The organism is Vibrio variabilis, assembly GCF_003263785.1.
Taxonomy (GTDB): Bacteria; Pseudomonadota; Gammaproteobacteria; order Enterobacterales; family Vibrionaceae; genus Vibrio; species Vibrio variabilis.
This window is the reverse complement of record NZ_JYJK01000052.1, coordinates 1-1098: the sequence shown is the minus strand read 5'-3', so window position 1 is coordinate 1098 and position 1098 is coordinate 1. Positions and strand designations below refer to the sequence as shown.

Sequence of the window (1098 nt, the reverse complement as noted above, 5' to 3'; positions counted from 1 at the left end):
GGCTCCCGACTCGCCACTGACAATGGACGGCGCGCCATTCACACCTGTGATTGTTACTACAATGGTTTGACTGACTGAGCCATCAATGGAACTGACTTGGAATACTTCATCGCGAGTCTCACCATCGCCTAGCTCTTGGACGCCAGTTAGCGAGTTATCGACCGTGTACGTCCAGTTACCATTGGCATCAATAGTGAGGTTACCCAGTGGAGATTGACCATCACCATTGTTGAGTTTGGTGACCGTGGTATTAAACAGCGCTTCACCCGCATCCAGGTCAGTAATCGTTAGACTGCCTGAGTCGGTAAGAATACCCGTGTCATCTTCCGTGACCGCGCCAGGCTGATAGTTACTGATGATGGTTGGGTCTTCAGTGCCGTTGACTGTGACATCGATTTGATGCTCGGTGCCATCGGCGGAGGTCACGGTGAACGACTCCGTTAAACTCGTGCCCACATCCAGCGCTTGAATTTGCGGTAGGGAATTATCGACTTTGTATGTCCAGACGCCTGCAGCATCAATGGTTAGGATGCCAAGTGTTGTGCCGACCGGAGTGGCGGTGCCGGCATTGAAGACCTCTTCGCCGGTATCGTCATCGGAAATCACTAAGGTATTGGTGGCGACGATGTTGCCATCACCATCCACCGCGACGTCTTCCTGAGCCAGAACAGAGTCGCCCGACACAATGGTTGGAATGTCGTTAACACCATTAATCGTGATGACGATATTTTGCGGGGTGCCGTCTTCACTCAAGACCTGAAAAGTCTCGGTGAGTGAGTCGCCTTTGCCCAACCCTTGGATGGTCGGGTTGGTGTTATCAACTTCATAGCTCCACGCACCGCTTTCAGTGATAGTGAGCGAACCTAGAACGCTTCCTACTGGTGTCACGACTGTTTGGAACTTAGCTTCACCAGTATCCACATCAGAGATTGTTAGCTGGCCATTATCTTTGAGAAGATCGCCAGTTTGAACATTGGTGTCCTCAATAACCAAACCAGTGGCGTCCCCAGCAATAACTGGAGAATCGTTGGTGCCCTGGATGGTCACTTCGATGGTTTCCGTTTTTGAGCCATCGATAGAGGTAACCGTAAATCGCTC

1 protein-coding gene is annotated in these 1098 nt (G+C 51.2%); it reads right to left on the bottom strand.

Annotated features, from left to right (window positions below):
• A partial coding sequence (locus TZ48_RS07695; protein ID WP_239670743.1) for a VCBS domain-containing protein occupies window positions 1–1098 on the bottom strand: 1098 nt, incomplete at both ends.